Raw genomic sequence first — 16,790 nt, 5'->3', positions numbered from 1 at the left:
ATGTTTTGTCGCCGCTGGGCGCGAGGAGTCTATTTTGTCACAGGCTGAGGTAGAATAAATCATTCCAGCGCCGGATTGCGGCTGGTTGATTATATTTCACCCAATCGGAGCTTGCCCCATGCTGTTTACCCTGAAAAAGTTTATCGGCGGCCTGCTGCTGCCGCTTCCGCTGCTGCTCGTGGTCATGGGGACCGGGTTAATGCTGCTCTGGTTGAACCGCGGAACAAAAACCGCCCGGCTGCTGCTGAGCGCAGGCTGGCTGGTATTGCTGGCGCTGAGTCTGCAGCCGGTGGCCGATCGGCTGCTGGCGCCGCTGGAGGCCCATTATCCCACTTGGCAGCCTCATGGGGAAACCGTCAAATGGATCGTGGTGTTAGGAGGCGGATATACCTGGAACCCCGATTGGCCCCCCAGCGCTAATCTGATTAACAATAGCTTGCCACGGGTGACGGAAGGCATTCGCCAATGGCGCGCCCACCCCAGCGCAACGATGGTGTTTACCGGCGCCAATGCACCCGGCAATCTCGTCAGCAGCGCCGAGGCCGCTTCTCGCGTGGCGCAGAGCCTGGGCGTACCGGCTGCGGCAATCATGACGTTGGACAGCCCGCGCGACACGCACCAGGAAGCTGCGAGCGTCGCAAGACTAGTAGGACAAGCTCCGTTGATGCTGGTCACCTCCGCCAACCATCTGCCCCGGGCAATGGGCTTTTTTACGGCCGCCGGGCTACAACCAATACCGGTACCGGCGAATCAACTTGCGATCACCAGTCCTCTGCAGCCGCAAGAGAAGATCCTGCCCTCGCCCCTTTGGCTGGGTCACAGCGAGCGTGTCTGGTATGAAACGCTCGGGCAAGTATGGCAGCGGCTGCTGGCAATGACGTCCCCTCCTGCGCCTGCCAACAACGCCAGCCCGGCACCGGTTAGCGATAACGACGCCAAGCGATGAGCGTGCCGGCACGGCGGCATAGGTGCCACCGTGCGCCAAGGTAAGACCAGACAAACGTAAAATGAAGGGCGGTGAGTCCGGCAAAGCAAAGCCCACCGGGCGGCCAATTCGGTGTCGCCGCTTCCCAGATCGTATACAGCCAGCGCCGACAAAGAAATGCCTCCGCCACCGGCGCGCGACTGAGATAATGAAAGAGCAGCGCTTCACCCAGCCCTTCCTCGCACAGCCGGGAAAGATCGTACTCCCACGGCGCCCACAGCAGCGTACCGGAGTTCAGCATCGCCAACAGCTGGTCGCTACGCGGATCCTTGAGCATACTGCGCAGCGACAGATTACCGTGCACCAGCACGCAGTCTTCGTTAAAGTCGTCAAATAGCCGTGGTAAACATTGCCGGGTGCGGAACAGCAAGATCCGATCATCATGCTGTAGCAGCGGCTCCGACACTTTACTCAATGTCGACCAGATTATAGGCTTCCTGCTGGGCGATACCCGGACACAAATAGCTCTTCGCCACCAGGGAGAGCACATGCCCCTCCCTGTCGTACATGGCATACAGATGGGCATAAGGTTGCTCGCTGATGCGTTCAAGCCGGCTCAACGGCTCCCCTAAAACGGCGCTTAATTCGGCGCGTAGCTGTTCCATGACATCGCTAACCTTATATTCGGCACAGGATTAAATCGGCGGGTACCGCGCGGCACCACATGACATCATGGGGAGGATCGGCGTATAAAACAAAACGTCGCGCTAGATCAAACAAAGGCGGGAAATCGGCGCGGAATCCTCGACAGGCCGCCGCGCCAGACGTCACGGTAGGGTTAATCCAGCTGTTGCTGCAGCAAACGGACCTGCGCCAGCTCTTCAGGCGTGTCCACGCCCATGCCGGGCGCGACGCTCGACACTGCGACATGAATTTTTTCGCCGTACCACAGAACGCGCAGTTGTTCGAGGATCTCAATCTTCTCCAACGGACTGGCAGACCAGCTGACGTAGCGACGTATAAAGTCGGCGCGATAGGCATAAATCCCGATATGGCGCAGCAGGCTATGAGAAAGGTGCTCACGGCTGCGGGCAAATCCTTCGCGGTCCCACGGGATAGTCGCACGGGAGAAATACAGCGCATAACCGCGCGCATCCACCACCACTTTTACCGCGTTGGGGTTGAATGCCTCTTCTGCGGTGGTAATAGGCACCGCCAGTGTGGCCATGCCAGCCTCTGCCCCCGCCAGGTTATCCGCCACCTGGAGGATGATTTGCGGCGGAATGAGCGGCTCGTCGCCCTGCACATTGACGATAATCCGATCGTCAGGGAAGTCGTAGCGATCGATAACCTCCTGCAGCCGCTCGGTGCCGGACTGATGATCGGGACGAGTCAGGTACACTTCGCCGCCGGCGCGCTCAACCGCTTCGACTACCCCTTGATGATCGGTCGCGACAATGACCCGATCGGCGCCAGAGGCTTGCGCCCGCTCCATGACACGGACCACCATGGGTTTGCCGTTGATATCGGCCAACGGCTTGCCGGGCAGGCGGCTGGAGGCGAAACGAGCGGGAATAATGGCGATAAAACTCATGAATTGGTCTCATCCAGCTTAATGGCGCGCGCTTCGCTTTCCAGCAGCACGGGGATACCGTCACACAAGGGGTAAGCCAGCGCATCGGACTTGCAAATCAGTTCCTGACGTTCTTTGTTGTAATAAAATTTGCCGTTACAGACCGGACAAGCGACGATTTCCAATAGGCGATGATCCATGATTCCTCCAGGGGGGCAATGCCTGCGCAAGAGATAATGGTGCAGAGAATAACATAAGGGTACGGGGCCGGGAATCATCGCCGGCAAACGTTGCCGTCTATCGCAGTAATTGCTGACATTCGTCATTTTTTTTAAAGATTATTAAGACAGGCCTGCCATGAAAACAGTAAACAAAATCATTGCTCTGTTCGCTAATTTTAGTCGCTAAGCAATAAAACATCGCTCGGACGGCCCGGTTAACCGGGCCGTTTGTTTTCTGCGGCCTGTGCCAAACGCGCAGCCGGTAACCATACGGCAGATAGCAGCACATTGCGCCGTGGCGCACAAACGTCAGATATCTGCACTCTGCGTTGTAGACCCTGCCATCAGGTAGGTGCAGCGCCGAACTTCAGAGTTTCGCCTCGCCGTCCGCCGTTGGCCGGCAGCGCCGAATCGCCTGCAAAATCGGCGTCAGCAACGCTTCCTCCGCGCCGGCGGGCAGTTGCGCGTCAACCGGTAAATACCACCAATTGGCGCGGGCAAAGGCGCGGCACTTGACCGCGTCTTTCTCTGTCATCAGCAGGCGTTCCTCCAGCGCGACCAGCGCATCGAGCATCTGCTGCTGGTAGGCCTGATGATCTCCGAACGCCACCTCCCGCACCGGCGTTACGCCGCCCGCGCGCAGGGTGGCGAAAAAACGCGGTGGATGGCCAATCCCGGCTATCGCCACTATCGGCGCCAGACTGGCGAGAGCGCGGCGTTCACCGCTTAGCAAATTGACCGCCGGGCCGGCAGCAAGGCGCATAGGCACCTCGCCAGGCCGGGCATCGCCGCCGTTGACGATGACAGCCTGTACCGTTTGCAGGCGCCCGGCCCGTTCGCGCATGGGACCAGCAGGCAACCACCAGCCGTTGCCGAAACGGCGCTCGCCGTCGATGACCACCCATTCGATATCCCGTCCCAGCGCGTAATGCTGCAATCCGTCATCGGTCACCACCACATCCAGGGACTGCGCGCGCAACAACGCCGCCACCGCCTCACTGCGCCGCGGCGCCACCGCAACCGGCGCACCGGTGCGCTGCCAGATAAGCAGCGGCTCGTCGCCGCACTGATCGCTGGTCGTGGTCGCGTCGAGCAGCAGCGGATAGCGCGCCGCCCGTCCGCCGTAACCGCGCGACACGACCCCGACCCGCCAGCCCCGCTGCTGCAGTTGCGCAACCAGCCACAGCACCACCGGCGTTTTACCGTTGCCACCGGCGGTCAAGTTGCCCACCACCACAATCGGCAGCGGAAAACGATGCACTTTACGCCAGCCGCGGCGGTAGCTGAAGCGGATAAGCGCCGTAATTAATCCATACAGCCAGGAGAACGGCAATAGTAGCCAATACAGCCGCGAGGCGCCGGACCAGATGCGGGCTATCATTGACCGAACTGTAGCTGGTGAAGTTGGGCGTAAACACCTTGGCGCGACATTAGCTCCTCATGATTGCCGCGCTCAACGATCCGCCCCTCCACCACCACCAGGATTTCATCAGCTTTTTCGATGGTGGACAAGCGATGGGCGATGACCAGGGAGGTCCGGTTTTTCTGCAGCGCATCCAGCGCTTTTTGGATTGCCCGCTCGGATTCGGTATCGAGCGCCGAGGTGGCTTCGTCGAGGATTAGGATCGGGCAATCCCGCAGCAGCGCGCGCGCAATGGCGATGCGCTGGCGCTGGCCGCCGGACAGCAAAACACCATTCTCACCGATTACCGTGTCCAGACCCTGATCCATTTTTTCGATGAAATCCATGGCGTAGGCCATGCGCGCCGCGTTTTCAATCTGCTTACGGGAATAGGTGGCCTTGCGGGCGTAGGCGATATTGTTGGCGATAGTGTCGTTAAACAAATGCACGTTTTGGGACACCAGCGCCACCTGATTACGCAGCGAAGCGAGCTTATAGGCGCGTAAATCGGTGCCGTCGAGCAGGATCTGACCCTGCTGGATATCATAAAAACGCGTCAATAGATTGGCGATGGTGGATTTCCCGGAGCCGGAGCGACCCACCAGCGCTACTGTATGGCCTGTGGGAATGCTCAGACTGATATCGTGCAGCGAAGGGGTCTCTTTACCCGGATAGGAAAAAGTGACGTGGTCGAAAGCGATATCCCCTTTTACGCGTTCAACTTCCACCGTGCCCTCATCCTTTTCGGTTTCCATATCAAGAATGGAAAACAGGGTCTGGCAGGCCGCCATACCGCGCTGAAACTGGGCATTGACGTTGGTCAGGGATTTTAGCGGACGCATCAGGGCAATCATTGACGAAAACACCACGGTGATGGTCCCGGCAGTCAAGGTTTCCATTACCGACGGAAAGCTGGCGGCATAGAGGACGAAGGCCAGCGCAAGCGACGCGATAAACTGGATCAGCGGATCGGAGACCGAGGAGGCGGCCACCATTTTCATCCCTTGTTGGCGCATGCGATTACTGACGCTGTTAAAACGCTCATTCTCCACCTTCTGACCACCGAAGATCAGCACTTCCTTATGCCCTTTAAGCATCTGCTCGGCGCTGGTGGTCACCTGCCCCATAGTGTTCTGCATTCTTTTACTGATCTGGCGGAACCGTTTTGACACCTGCCGGATAGCAAATGACACAACGGGCGCAATCACCACCAGAATCAGCGACAGTTGCCAGCTGTAATAGAACATCATCGCGAACAGGCCAATGATCGATGCGCCTTCACGAATGACGGTAATTAACGCGCCGGAAGACGATGAGGCCACCTGCTCGGAATCGTAGGTAATGCGCGAAAGCAACGTGCCGGTAGATTGCTGGTCGAAAAAAGACACCGGCATGTCCATCATGTGATTGAACAGCCGGCGACGCATGTTCATTATCACCTTGCCGGAAACCCAGGAAACACAATAGCTGGAGACAAAGCCGCTGACGCCGCGCAGCACCATCAGGCCGATCACGACCAGCGGCATCCAGACCAGGATATTGCTATTAGCTTTGCCAAAGCCGTCATCCAACAGCGGTTTGAGCAGCGATAACATAAAAGTATCACTGGCGGCATTCAATATCAGGGCTATCGCCGCAACGATCAGACCTGTCTTGAAAGGTGAGATCATCGGCCAGAGGCGACGGAAGGTCTGCCAGGTGGAGAGATCTTTATCGTTTAGCATTCATTTACCAGTACTGGGACTAAATAGCCACCTATTCTACCTATTTAGTGCGGCGACGCCAAACCACTGATGATACCATCAGCGGGAAATTTGACCCCGATAGGCCAAAACGTCAAACGCCCGCGGATAAAAACGCACGCTTAGCTGACCGCTGTATCCTGCCAGCGGATACCCAGACGCCTATAACGCTTCACCACCGCCTCCGCCGGCAGGCGCCAGCGACTGTAGCGACCCGCCGAGGCCAACGCCACCTGCGGACGCACCGCCTGCAAAAACGCGGCGGTGGAGGACGTTTTACTGCCGTGATGCGGCACCTGAAGGACATCCGCGCGCACTGCTCATCTATCTAGGCGCAGCAGCGCCCGTTCAGTCTGCGCCTAGATATCGCCGGTGAGCAGTACCCGGAAGTGACCGTCGTCGATCCGCAGCACGCAGGAGTACCTCAAAATGCAGCCCCTGCCAGCGCAGACAAAAACGGTGGCCGGGCGCGCGAAATGGACTGCTGACCAGGACCGCCGGCCAGACGCAGCGAACACTGTCCAAACCGCCGATATGATCCTCATGGCTATGGCTCAGGTAGATATGGCCCGGCGTCAGCCAGCGCCAGTCCAAGTAAGGCAGTATCACCGCCTTGCCCATATCGCCCGTGCGCCAACCCGCGCCGGTGTCATACAGCAGCGTCTTGCCGTCGCGCTCAATACTCACCGCAAGGCCGTGGCCCACGTCCAGCATATCCAGCCGCCAGCGCGACGCGCTGGTCCCCTGCGGCCTGAGACTGAGCAACATCAGCACGGCCAACACCCCAAGCGTCAGGGGATAGCGACGCCACCAGCCGAAACGCCAGATGATGATGACCAGCCAACCGACAACGCTTAATGCCAGGCCCTGGCCCGGTAACGTCAACCAACCCTGCTGCAGCGGCACAAGCGGCGCCATTACACCCGACAGCGACAGATCCGCCATGCGCCAGAGATGAGCGCTCAACCAGTTGTGACCGCCGGTGACGATGGCAGCCAAAATGAGCGGCGTGGTGATAAACGACACCAGGGGCACCGTCCACACATTGGCCGCCAGCGCCAGCGGATTGCCACCGTGGAACAGCAGGCATTGCATCGGTAACAGGGTCATGCCGCCCTGCAGGTGCAGCCAACGTACCCCGCCACCAGCGCTAACCCTGCCGGTAGCAATCTGACAGCGGCGCCCACTGGAAGAAGAAAATCAGCGCCGCCACCGTGCTGCAGGAAAGCTACAGGCTGTTGGAGAGCACCGCCAATGGATCAGTGACAAGGATAAGCGCGACTCACCACAGCAAAATCTGCCACGGGCTCTGTGTCATGGCCCAGCAGGTGCACCACGCTCCACAACGTCAGCGCCAGCAGGCCGCGCTGGGCGGGGACGTTCGCCCCGGATAACGCCACATAGCCCGCGGCGCACAGCCAGCCAAACAGCGCCGCCAGACCGATATGCAGCCCGGAAATCGCCATTAGATGGGCAATACCGATCCGCGAGAGCAGTTGCCATTCTTAGTCGCTGATTTCCTGAGTGGTGCCAAAGCCCAGCGCTGGCTATCAAATCCCCCCTCATTCATACGCCCGTGTACCGGCTGCAGCGCAACTCTCAATCGCCGTTGCTGGCCGGCGCACCACCGCGCCGGCGGCGAGCGCCAGAGGAGCGCTACAGCGACCGGTGGAAATACCCGCTGACCGTTGATGTGACTCACGCGAGCGACCAGGCGCTCTGGCGCCTTATCAGCCGTGAGATTGAGTGTGACCGGCGGGCTATGAGGGTCTGATTCCCCTGACTCCAGGTCGTCTTGTGTTGCAGCAATAACCGGGCGTGATAGCCGCTCCAGACCAGCATCTGCACCCCCACCGCCAGATACTTCGCCGTGCGGCGGCCGCTCAGTAGCAACAGTCCGCCGGCAGCCAGCATGTCGTACAGCGCGCCTGCCATTGGTTCGCGGCAGAAACAACAGCGGTAAATTCCCCGCGATAACGGCCAGCGCCAGCGCGGTCATAGACAATGGCATCGACTGACCTCGTATTGAAACCCGGTAAGCAGGCAGTATCGTCGGAAGACGCGGCGAAATCTCGCCGCAGGGGCAGAATGGGAACCCGTGTCGCAGATAAATTACCGGCTTTGCCGGCGGCTGGGCCCACTGCGACGGTGTTCCCGTCGGGGTAGCCTACACGACGGCCTCGACCGCAGGCGGCAGCGAGGCAATTTCCGCCAGCGGTGTCAGCGGTGTCAGCGGTGTCAGCGGTGTCAGCGGTGTCAGCGGTGTCAGCGGTGTCAGCGGTGTCAGCGGTGTCAGCGGTGTCAGCGGTGTCAGCGGTGTCAGCGGTGTCAGCGGTGTCAATAATGAGGGCAGCGGCGGTAGTGCTGCAAGCGTACTTTCCACCGCAACATACAGCCTGTCCCTATCGCTAAGCTAGTGGTTATTGTCAAGCCAATACAGGCTATCGACGTCATCGTCTTGCCTGTCACTACTCTGGCATTGCAGCTCGAACAAGAATGATCAGTGGCACCATGGCTTAATACATCATCTACAAAGCAGCCGACCTCATTCGCCAGGCCCCGGGTTCAAATAGCGTGGCATCGGCGATAGCTTTTCCCGTAACGCGTTATGGAAATCGTTCATACCCGGTGCCGCAGTATATACTCGTGGTTTATCACATCGCAGTAGTCCCGTTTCAAGGTAGCCATGAGCGCTCTTAATACCTGCTCCTCTCTGGTTTTATATCCCTCCCCCAATAAGGCATCCCAATGGACATATCGCCGGCTTGCCAATTTCTCCCGTAATGACTCGTCGAAATCTTGATTCCCCACGGCATTAACGTCAGCAATGGTCATTCGGTGCCCCCTTTGAAAACCGCATCGAAGGACATCCCATAGCGATAGTTTTCAATTTTTTCCAGACTTTCCAGTTGGTATTCGCGCGACTGGAGTTTAGTGATAAAGGGTGCCAGCCCTTAGGGTCAACACCAAACAGGCGGGACAGCGCAGCATTTTTGTAATAGGGTAAATCGGCCTGAATATTCAGCTTCTGGAAACCGCATCCTCCATTGTGCAAAATATTGCAATTCAGCATTAAAAAAACAATGGGCACCTTTACCTCATCAGACGATTAATCATGAGTGTTACCCGCTATTCCTCACCCGTAAATCTTACAGATAACAGTTTCACAGACCGCAACGGGATGATATCCGCTATCAACCACAGCATGCGTTTATTCCTGCGGTGGCAGACAGGGGCTGAATCACTACCGGTGTTAAATACCTCTACAGAGTATCGGTCTCGCTTAGCCTTCGCCTATCAGCCGTTGACCTGATCCTCCTGCGGCGCAAAGGCAAAAAAAAGCCCCGTTACGGGGCTTTTTCAGGTTTGCAATAATATCGGCCGTCGGGCCGAGGCGGTTAACCGTAGATGTTGGCGCGATCACGCAACTCTTTACCCGGTTTGAAGTGCGGAACATATTTGCCTTCCAGTTCCACTCTGTCACCGGTTTTCGGATTGCGGCCGATACGCGGGGCACGGTAGTGAAGAGAAAAACTACCGAAACCGCGGATTTCGATGCGTTCGCCGCTGGCGAGCGTCGTCGCCATATGCTCAAGCATCTCCTTCACTGCATCCTCAACCACTTTTGCCTGGATATGAGCGTGCTGGCCAGCTAGTCTTTCGATAAGCTCGGACTTGGTCATAATTCCTCCAAGTTTACGCTGCTCTTATAAGAGCAGCGTAACACCTTAACTACCGTCCAGGAGCAGAATCACCTCCGCTCCCCCGTTATTATTACTCGCCTTTGGTTGCCGCTTTAAAGGCTTCAGCCATTGTGTTGGAGAAGTTGCCTTCTTCCTGCTTGTTGTTCACGGTGCTGATGGCTTCTTTCTCGTCCGCCTCGTCCTTGGCACGAACGGACAGGCTGACAACGCGGTTTTTGCGATCAACGCCGGTGAATTTCGCTTCCACATCGTCGCCCACGCTCAGAACCAGCGTAGCGTCTTCTACGCGGTCGCGCGAGGCTTCAGAAGCGCGCAAGTAACCTTCAACGCCGCCTGCTAATTCAACTGTAGCACCTTTCACGTCAACTGCTGTGACTTTACCGGTAACAATAGCCCCTTTCTTGTTCAAAGACAGGTAGTTATTGAACGGATCTTCAACCAGCTGCTTCACGCCCAGGGAAATACGCTCGCGCTCTGAGTCAACCTGCAGAACCACGGCCGCGATTTCGTCACCCTTTTTGTATTCGCGTACGGCTTCTTCGCCGGCCACGTTCCAGGAGATGTCGGACAGATGAACCAGGCCGTCGATGCCGCCGTCCAGGCCGATAAAGATCCCGAAGTCGGTGATCGACTTGATTTTGCCTTCAACGCGGTCGCCCTTGTTATGGATTTCAGCGAACTGCTGCCACGGATTGGCTTTACACTGCTTCAGACCCAGGGAGATACGACGACGTTCTTCGTCAATGTCCAGCACCATGACTTCCACCACGTCGCCCACGTTAACCACTTTGGACGGATGGATGTTTTTGTTGGTCCAGTCCATTTCGGAAACGTGCACCAGGCCTTCAACGCCTTCTTCGATTTCAACGAAGCAGCCGTAGTCGGTCAGGTTGGTCACGCGACCGGTCAGACGGGTGCCTTCCGGGTAACGCTTCGCGATAGCGACCCACGGATCTTCGCCCAGCTGTTTCAGGCCGAGGGAAACACGGGTACGCTCACGATCGAATTTCAGTACTTTAACGGTGATCTCGTCTCCGACATTCACGATTTCGCTCGGATGCTTGACGCGCTTCCAGGCCATATCGGTGATGTGCAGAAGGCCGTCAACGCCGCCCAGATCAACGAAGGCGCCATAGTCGGTCAGGTTCTTGACGATACCCTTGACTTCCATGCCTTCCTGCAGGTTTTCTAGCAGCTGATCGCGCTCGGCGCTGTTTTCGGATTCGATAACGGCACGACGGGAAACCACGACGTTGTTGCGTTTCTGATCCAGCTTGATCACTTTAAACTCAAGCTCTTTGCCTTCCAGATGCAGGGTGTCGCGAACCGGACGCACGTCGACCAGGGAACCCGGCAGGAACGCACGGATACCGTTCAGTTCAACGGTGAAACCGCCTTTGACTTTCCCGTTGATAACGCCGATAACGGTGGCCGCTTCTTCATACGCTTTTTCCAGCATCAGCCAGGCTTCGTGGCGCTTGGCTTTTTCACGGGACAGCAGCGTTTCACCGAAACCGTCTTCGACTGCATCCAGCGCGACGTCAACCTGATCGCCAACTTCGATTTCCAGCTCGCCCTGGGCGTTGCGGAATTGCTCGACGGGAATGGCGGATTCAGATTTCAGGCCAGCGTCAACCAGAACCACGTCTTTCGCGATGGACACAACGGTACCGCGAACGATGGAGCCCGGACGGGTTTCGATTTCTTTCAGGGATTCTTCAAAGAGTTGAGCAAAAGATTCTGTCATATTTGATAATCTTCAGATTTTTTGATTAACGTCCATCCGGCATCCTGCTTGATGGGGTTGTTATACACGCCCCGCTGCCGTTCCTCGCCGCAGGGTAATTTAGTCACTACACCGTTACGATAGCGCCAGAATCTGTCTGGCATGCGCCAGCGCTTTGGCTATCACTTCATCGATAGTCAGGCGGGTGGAGTCGAGCACCAGCGCATCAGCTGCCGGCACCAACGGCGCCACCGCGCGATTGCGGTCGCGATCGTCCCGTTCTTTTATCTCGGATAAAAGGCGTTCAAAGTTAACACTAAAGCCCTTTTCCTGCAACTGCCGCATGCGGCGGTACGCCCTTTCGTCCGACGACGCATCAAGAAAGATTTTCACCGGCGCATCGGGAAATACGACGGTTCCCATATCGCGGCCGTCGGCAATTAAGCCCGGCGCGGCGCGAAATGCACGCTGGCGCCGCAGGAGCGCTTCACGCACGCGCGGAAACGCGGCGATTTGCGATGCGGTATTGCCGACGGTTTCGTTGCGAATAGCCTGACTGACATCTTCCCCTTCCAGCACCACGCTCAATTTCCCTTGCTCGACCTCGAAACGAACGTCGAGATGGGTGGCGAGCGGCACCAACGCCTCCTCGCTGTCAATAGCCACCTGATGATGCAGGGCTGCCAGCACCAACACCCGGTAGATCGCGCCGGAATCCAGTAAATGCCACTGTAACGTTTCTGCTAACGCTTTGCAGAGCGTCCCCTTCCCTGCACCACTCGGTCCATCGATGGTGATTACCGGGGCTATAACCGTCATTGTCTTCTCCTTTAAACGCGACGAGAGTGAAAGCCTGAGACAGTCCTCAAACTTCAGTGCGCCGCATTATACCCTTCATTACGCGTAAACGTTACTCTTACCCGTTATCATGGCGCCGAATGCGGCGAGGCCGGCGTGCTTAACGCCGACAGCCGGGCAAAAAAGTCCGGGAAGGTTTTATGCGTACATTGCGGGTCGAGAATGGTCACGGGGGTGTCGGACAGCGCCACCAGCGCAAAGCACATCGCCATACGGTGGTCGTTGTAGGTACCGATCCGGGCGGCGCTCAGTCTAGCGGACGGCGTGACCGTCAGATAATCCTCACCCTCGATCACGGTCGCGCCCACTTTGCGCAGCTCGGTGGCCATCGCCGTCAACCGGTCGGTCTCTTTGACCCGCCAGTTGGCAATGTTGCGCAGTGTGGTGGTGCCGCCGCTGGCGAATAGCGCGGTAGTGGCGATCGTCATTGCCGCGTCGGGAATGTGATTCATATCCATATCAATGGTGTGCAGCGACGCCCGGCTGCATTCAATGTAATCGTTGCCCCAGCGAATCGTCGCTCCCATGCTCTCCAGCACATCGGCGAAACGAATATCGCCCTGCACGCTGTGGCGGCCGATGCCGGTCACACGCACGGTGCCGCCGCGGATCGCCGCCGCCGCCAGAAAATACGACGCGCTGGAGGCATCTCCTTCCACCAGATACTCTCCCGGCGACCGGTATACACTGCCGCCGGTAAGGTAAAACACCTGATAATTATCGTGCCGCACCTCAATACCGAAGCTTTTCATCAACGCCAGGGTGATATCAATATAGGGCCGGGACACCAGTTCGCCCTTGATGCGGATGCAACTGTTCTGCGGGGCCAGCGGCGCCATCATCAAGAGTGCAGTGAGAAACTGGCTGGAAACGCTACCGTCAACGGTAATATCGCCACCTTGATAGCCGCCGCGCAAACGCAGCGGCGGATAATGCTCATGTTCGAGGTAATCTATTTGCGCTCCGCCCTGGCGCAGCGCGTCGACCAAGTGGCCGATGGGACGCTCTTTCATGCGCGGCTCGCCGGTCAACGTGACGTCCTGCGCCTGTAAGCACAGCGCCGCGGCCAGCGGACGCATGGCGGTGCCGGCGTTACCGAGAAACAGGGTGAGAGCCTCATCCGCGCGCAATGGCCCGCCAAGGCCGTCGATTTCACAGCTGCGGCGATCCGCCGATAGACGGTAGTTCACACCCAGCTGGCCGAGGGCCGTCAGCATATGGCGAACATCGTCGCTGTCGAGCAGATTGGTCAGACGCGTGGTGCCGTTGGCCTGCGCCGCCAATAACAAGGCGCGATTGGAAACGCTTTTGGAACCCGGCAGGTTGAGGGTGCCATCGACGCGCGCGATGGGGTTTAGGGTCAGGGAATCCTGCATGTGTAACACTTTCTCCAACAAAGAATAACGCCTGGCCCCGGCAAGAGGCTGGCACCAGGGTAGTTCGCTAGCGGCCGGCCCGATGGCCGGCTACGCCATGACAGGGAAAAAAGGGGCTTAGCCCTGCTTGCGCCGCCGGCCAAGGTCGCTAAACCACAGCGCCACGCGCCCTGGCGGCCTTGCTCAACACAACAGCCAACCGGCAGGCGCCGCCGCGCAGGTCCGGCGGCGGCACGGTGAGCGTTACCCGTGGCGACGGGCAAAGTCGAGCATAAAGTCCACCAGCGCCTGTACGCCTTCCAGCGGCACGGCATTGTACAGCGATGCACGCATGCCGCCCACCACCCGGTGTCCCTTCAATGCATGCAGACCGGCGGCAAAAGACTCTTGCAAAAAGAGCGCATCCAGTTTGCTGTCCGCCAATTGGAACGGCACATTCATACGCGAACGGTTGGCCGACGCGACAGTATTGCGATAAAAATAGCTCTCATCAATGGTGCGATACAACAAAGACGCCTTGGCCTGATTGCGTTTATCCATTTCCGCCAGCCCGCCCTGGGCTTTCAACCATTTGAACACCAGCCCCGACAGATACCAGGCGAATGTCGGCGGCGTGTTGAACATGGAATCGTTTTCGGCCAGTACGCTGTAATCGAGAATGGACGGCAGCGCTTTGCTCGCACGGCCCAGCAGATCTTCACGCACGATGACCAGCGTCAACCCGGCCGGCCCGATATTCTTCTGCGCCCCGGCGTAAATCACCCCAAAGCGGCTGACGTCCAGCGGGTGCGACAAAATCGTGGAGGAGAAATCCGCCACCACTACCCTGTCGCCAAAATCCGGCAGTTCATCGATGGCCAGACCATCAATAGTCTCGTTCGGGCAATAATGTAAATAGGCGCCACCACTCGATAATTCCCAGTCGCGCATCGGTTTAATCGCGCGCATACTGTCGATTTCGGTGGTGACATTAATCACCTGCGGGTCGCAATATTTTTGCGCTTCTTTTATGGCGCTGTGCGCCCAGTAGCCGCCATCGATATAATCAGCGCGGGTGGCCTCTCCCAGCAGGTTCATCGGCACCGCGGCGAATTGCGCGCGCGCCCCGCCTTGGCAAAACAGGACTTTATAATTGTCGGGGACAGCCAACAGCTCGCGCAAGTCTTGCTCGGAGGATTGCGCGACTTCAAGAAACTCTTTACTGCGATGGCTTATTTCCATGACCGATGTGCCAAGGCCATGCCAATTACACAATTCTTGCTCCGCCTTGCGCAACACTTCCGCCGGCAGCATTGCCGGGCCGGAGCTAAAATTAAACACCTGATTCATTTTCCCTCACCACGATTTGCCAGTAAAACCTCTAAACACCTACCATGGTTTTAACACCGCCCACGACCAGCCGCAACGCCTGATAAGTAAGAGAATACATGGAGCCGAAGGAGAAAACACCGTATTATGGCGGTTTACCGTTGATAATAAGTGACCTTGATGACGCAGACCTTTATTCCAGGCAAAGACGCGGCGCTGGAAGACTCCATAGCCCGCTTTCAGGCGCAGCTCAGCGCGCTGGGCTTCTCAATCTAAGAAGCATCCTGGCTGAATCCCGTGCCCCATGTCTGGTCGGCGCATATCCGCGACCGCGACTGTCCGCTGTGCTTTACCAACGGCAAAGGCGCTACCCGCAAAGCGGCGCTGGCCTCGGCGCTTGGCGAGTATTTTGAACGCCTCTCCACCAACTATTTTTTCGCCGACTTTTACCTTGGCGCCACGGTCGCCGGCGGCGAGTTTGTGCATTATCCCAACGAGCGCTGGTTTCCCATACCGGCCGACGGCGGGCTACCGGACGGCATCCTGGATGAGCATCTGCACGCCTTTTATGATCCGGACCAGGAATTGACCGGGCGCGATCTGGTGGATTTACAGTCCAGCCATACAGAACGCGGGATTTGCGCCCTGCCTTTCAGCCGCCAGTCCGACGGCGCCACGGTCTACATCCCGATGAACATTGTCGGTAACCTCTATGTCTCCAACGGCATGTCGGCGGGCAATACCGCCAGCGAGGCCCGGGTTCAGGCGCTATCTGAGGTGTTCGAGCGCTATGTCAAAAACCGTATCATCGCCGAGGCCATCAGTTTACCCGCCATTCCGCAGCCGGTTCTGGCGAGCTATCCCGGCGTGGTCGAAGCCATTGCGACGCTTGAGGGCGAAGGGTTCCCTATCTTTGCCTTTGACGCTTCGCTGGGCGGCCAGTTTCCGGTTATCTGTGTCGTGCTGTTCAATCCCGCCAACGGGACCTGTTTCGCCTCCTTTGGCGCCCATCCGGATTTCGGCGTGGCGCTGGAGCGGACGGTGACCGAGCTGCTGCAGGGGCGCGGCCTGAAAGACCTGGACGTGTTCACGCCGCCGACCTTCGATAATCAGGAGGTCGCCGAGCAAACCAATCTAGAAACCCATTTTATCGATTCCAGCGGCCTGATTTCCTGGGATATGTTCAAGCAGGACTCGGATTATGCCTTTGCGGACTAGGACTTCACAGCGGCACCACCGCTGCTGAGTTCTCCAGGCTCATGGAGATTTTCCGCCAGCGCGACACCGAGGTTTATATCGCCGATTACCAGCATCTGGGCGTTTATGCCTACCAAATCCTGGTGCCGGGAATGTCGGATATCTACCCAGCCGAAGATCTGCTGCTGGCCAATAATGCCATGGCTATCGATCTTCGCGCGACGCTCTGCCAGTTGCCCGCAAGCCGGTGGCTACAGGCGGACTATCTAGCGCTTATCGAGCAGATTGACGCGCTCGGACTGGACGATTTTGCCCGTGTGCGTGAGCTCTTGGGTCTTGCCACCGGCAGGGATAACGGCTGGTTTACCCTGGCGGGTCGGCGAGCTAAAGGCCATGCTGGCACTGGCCGGCGGCGACCACAAGCAGGCGCTGTTGTGGGTCGAATGGACGCGAGACTTCAATGCATCGGTATTCAGCCCGGAGCGCGAAAATTATTACCGCTGCCTGCAGACGCTGCTTCAGTTGCAAGATGACGATGATGGCCGCTCTGTGGAGCAGTACCAGCACGCCTTCGCACGTCTGTACGGCGCGCAGACGCTGGCCGCCACCACTGAGGCGCTCGCGGGGGAGAACCCGTTCTACGGTCTGACGGCGCTGCGGTCTTCGCCCAAGCGCGGCGCTAACGCGTCTTGGGCGGCTTATTGGCTGAAGGACAATTGACTATATTGATGTGCCCACATTTGGCACAATAAGGCGTC

General features: G+C 58.0%; 16 protein-coding genes and 2 pseudogenes. 2 read left to right on the top strand and 16 right to left on the bottom strand.

From position 1 onward, the window contains the following. Positions 1 to 118: 118 nt before the first annotated feature. Complete coding sequence (elyC, locus tag SGP1_RS08540) at positions 119 to 946, top strand: envelope biogenesis factor ElyC (protein ID WP_011410860.1); 828 nt, start codon at positions 119 to 121, stop codon at positions 944 to 946. A 121-nt stretch (positions 947 to 1,067) separates the two neighbouring features. Here elyC and SGP1_RS26960 read toward each other — a convergent pair. From SGP1_RS26960 to serC, 16 genes and pseudogenes are all read right to left on the bottom strand, one after another. Beyond that, positions 1,068 to 1,590: pseudogene (locus SGP1_RS26960) on the bottom strand (hypothetical protein); the annotation flags it as partial. A gap of 173 nt (positions 1,591 to 1,763) precedes the next feature. Continuing rightward, positions 1,764 to 2,519, bottom strand: a complete 756-nt coding sequence (gene kdsB, locus SGP1_RS08530; RefSeq protein WP_011410859.1) for a 3-deoxy-manno-octulosonate cytidylyltransferase — start codon at positions 2,517 to 2,519, stop codon at positions 1,764 to 1,766. Continuing rightward, a complete protein-coding gene (locus tag SGP1_RS08525) occupies positions 2,516 to 2,698 on the bottom strand; it encodes a Trm112 family protein (RefSeq protein WP_011410858.1) in 183 nt (60 codons plus the stop codon). The genes kdsB and SGP1_RS08525 overlap by 4 nt, the downstream gene beginning before the upstream one ends. A gap of 388 nt (positions 2,699 to 3,086) precedes the next feature. After that, positions 3,087 to 4,100 (bottom strand): tetraacyldisaccharide 4'-kinase, encoded by a 1,014-nt coding sequence (lpxK, locus tag SGP1_RS08520; RefSeq protein ID WP_011410857.1) that lies wholly within the window; start codon positions 4,098 to 4,100, stop codon positions 3,087 to 3,089. Next, positions 4,097 to 5,845, bottom strand: a complete 1,749-nt coding sequence (msbA, locus tag SGP1_RS08515; protein ID WP_011410856.1) for a lipid A ABC transporter ATP-binding protein/permease MsbA — start codon at positions 5,843 to 5,845, stop codon at positions 4,097 to 4,099. Before msbA ends, lpxK begins: the two co-directional genes overlap by 4 nt. A 140-nt stretch (positions 5,846 to 5,985) precedes the next feature. Continuing rightward, positions 5,986 to 6,180, bottom strand: coding sequence for a hypothetical protein (locus SGP1_RS33035; RefSeq protein ID WP_243466199.1), 195 nt, complete (start codon positions 6,178 to 6,180; stop codon positions 5,986 to 5,988). Positions 6,181 to 6,211: 31 nt separating this feature from the next. Beyond that, positions 6,212 to 6,973: a ComEC/Rec2 family competence protein gene (locus SGP1_RS33030; protein ID WP_243466198.1), complete on the bottom strand. Its 762-nt coding sequence runs from the start codon at positions 6,971 to 6,973 to the stop codon at positions 6,212 to 6,214. Between the two features lie 149 nt (positions 6,974 to 7,122). Continuing rightward, positions 7,123 to 7,329: a ComEC/Rec2 family competence protein gene (locus tag SGP1_RS33025; RefSeq protein WP_083764708.1), complete on the bottom strand. Its 207-nt coding sequence runs from the start codon at positions 7,327 to 7,329 to the stop codon at positions 7,123 to 7,125. A gap of 232 nt (positions 7,330 to 7,561) precedes the next feature. Further along, a complete protein-coding gene (locus SGP1_RS33020; RefSeq protein WP_041866782.1) occupies positions 7,562 to 7,798 on the bottom strand; it encodes a hypothetical protein in 237 nt (78 codons plus the stop codon). A gap of 232 nt (positions 7,799 to 8,030) precedes the next feature. After that, complete coding sequence (locus SGP1_RS29405) at positions 8,031 to 8,246, bottom strand: hypothetical protein (protein ID WP_041866781.1); 216 nt, start codon at positions 8,244 to 8,246, stop codon at positions 8,031 to 8,033. Positions 8,247 to 8,684: 438 nt separating this feature from the next. Next, positions 8,685 to 8,954, bottom strand: coding sequence for a hypothetical protein (locus SGP1_RS29400; protein ID WP_148203432.1), 270 nt, complete (start codon positions 8,952 to 8,954; stop codon positions 8,685 to 8,687). Positions 8,955 to 9,261: 307 nt separating this feature from the next. After that, positions 9,262 to 9,546 (bottom strand): integration host factor subunit beta, encoded by a 285-nt coding sequence (gene ihfB, locus SGP1_RS08490; RefSeq protein WP_011410855.1) that lies wholly within the window; start codon positions 9,544 to 9,546, stop codon positions 9,262 to 9,264. Between the two features lie 91 nt (positions 9,547 to 9,637). Beyond that, positions 9,638 to 11,314 (bottom strand): 30S ribosomal protein S1, encoded by a 1,677-nt coding sequence (rpsA, locus tag SGP1_RS08485; RefSeq protein ID WP_011410854.1) that lies wholly within the window; start codon positions 11,312 to 11,314, stop codon positions 9,638 to 9,640. A 114-nt stretch (positions 11,315 to 11,428) separates the two neighbouring features. Beyond that, positions 11,429 to 12,112 (bottom strand): (d)CMP kinase, encoded by a 684-nt coding sequence (cmk, locus tag SGP1_RS08480; protein WP_011410853.1) that lies wholly within the window; start codon positions 12,110 to 12,112, stop codon positions 11,429 to 11,431. Between the two features lie 107 nt (positions 12,113 to 12,219). Further along, positions 12,220 to 13,527: a 3-phosphoshikimate 1-carboxyvinyltransferase gene (aroA, locus tag SGP1_RS08475; RefSeq protein WP_011410852.1), complete on the bottom strand. Its 1,308-nt coding sequence runs from the start codon at positions 13,525 to 13,527 to the stop codon at positions 12,220 to 12,222. 243 nt (positions 13,528 to 13,770) lie between these two features. Next, a complete protein-coding gene (gene serC, locus SGP1_RS08470) occupies positions 13,771 to 14,856 on the bottom strand; it encodes a 3-phosphoserine/phosphohydroxythreonine transaminase (RefSeq protein ID WP_011410851.1) in 1,086 nt (361 codons plus the stop codon). A gap of 159 nt (positions 14,857 to 15,015) precedes the next feature. On the opposite strand from serC, the pseudogene ycaO reads away from it, so the two are divergent. Continuing rightward, positions 15,016 to 16,695 (top strand): annotated as a pseudogene (gene ycaO, locus SGP1_RS08465) (30S ribosomal protein S12 methylthiotransferase accessory factor YcaO); the annotation flags it as partial. Positions 16,696 to 16,790: the final 95 nt, after the last annotated feature.

The sequence above is a fragment of the Sodalis glossinidius str. 'morsitans' genome (assembly GCF_000010085.1).
Lineage (GTDB): Bacteria > Pseudomonadota > Gammaproteobacteria > Enterobacterales > Enterobacteriaceae > Sodalis > Sodalis glossinidius.
Note: the sequence above shows the minus strand (reverse complement) of the source record. Positions and strands in the feature narration are given on the sequence as shown.

Coding starts and splice junctions, on each gene's coding strand:
- elyC (WP_011410860.1), top strand. CDS start 119: ATGCTGTTTACCCTGAAAAAGTTTATCGGCGGCCTGCTGCTGCCGCTT.
- kdsB (WP_011410859.1), bottom strand. CDS start 2,519: ATGAGTTTTATCGCCATTATTCCCGCTCGTTTCGCCTCCAGCCGCCTG.
- SGP1_RS08525 (WP_011410858.1), bottom strand. CDS start 2,698: ATGGATCATCGCCTATTGGAAATCGTCGCTTGTCCGGTCTGTAACGGC.
- lpxK (WP_011410857.1), bottom strand. CDS start 4,100: ATGATAGCCCGCATCTGGTCCGGCGCCTCGCGGCTGTATTGGCTACTA.
- msbA (WP_011410856.1), bottom strand. CDS start 5,845: ATGCTAAACGATAAAGATCTCTCCACCTGGCAGACCTTCCGTCGCCTC.
- SGP1_RS33030 (WP_243466198.1), bottom strand. CDS start 6,973: ATGACCCTGTTACCGATGCAATGCCTGCTGTTCCACGGTGGCAATCCG.
- SGP1_RS33025 (WP_083764708.1), bottom strand. CDS start 7,329: ATGGCGATTTCCGGGCTGCATATCGGTCTGGCGGCGCTGTTTGGCTGG.
- SGP1_RS33020 (WP_041866782.1), bottom strand. CDS start 7,798: ATGGCAGGCGCGCTGTACGACATGCTGGCTGCCGGCGGACTGTTGCTA.
- ihfB (WP_011410855.1), bottom strand. CDS start 9,546: ATGACCAAGTCCGAGCTTATCGAAAGACTAGCTGGCCAGCACGCTCAT.
- rpsA (WP_011410854.1), bottom strand. CDS start 11,314: ATGACAGAATCTTTTGCTCAACTCTTTGAAGAATCCCTGAAAGAAATC.
- cmk (WP_011410853.1), bottom strand. CDS start 12,112: ATGACGGTTATAGCCCCGGTAATCACCATCGATGGACCGAGTGGTGCA.
- aroA (WP_011410852.1), bottom strand. CDS start 13,527: ATGCAGGATTCCCTGACCCTAAACCCCATCGCGCGCGTCGATGGCACC.
- serC (WP_011410851.1), bottom strand. CDS start 14,856: ATGAATCAGGTGTTTAATTTTAGCTCCGGCCCGGCAATGCTGCCGGCG.